Below are 249 nucleotides of genomic sequence, written 5' to 3'. Positions count from 1 at the left end.
AGCGTGGACCTCAGCCAGCCGCGCAATCGTGCCGACCCGGCGTTCCAAGCCCTGGTCGAACACATTTACGTGCAAATGGCCGGCGGCGCGAATGTCGGCTCCGCACGCCAGGAAACCTTTGCCGGCAGCGGCGTGGGCATGGTCCTGCCGTCGATTTCCAGCAATGCCCTGGCCGGGCTGATCGAAGCGGTGCAGGACCAGCCGTTTGCCGGCCAAGCGGATTTGCGCGAGCTCGCCAGTGCATTGCGC

At 66.3% G+C, this 249-nt stretch carries 1 pseudogene; it reads left to right on the top strand.

Annotated elements, in window-relative coordinates:
- Nucleotides 1-249, top strand: a pseudogene (locus FQ668_RS27905) (nitrate ABC transporter ATP-binding protein); the annotation flags it as partial.

It is taken from the genome of Pseudomonas sp. Kh14 (assembly GCF_900291005.1).
Taxonomy (GTDB): Bacteria; Pseudomonadota; Gammaproteobacteria; order Pseudomonadales; family Pseudomonadaceae; genus Aquipseudomonas; species Aquipseudomonas alloputida.
This window is presented reverse-complemented; position numbering and strand designations above follow the sequence as displayed.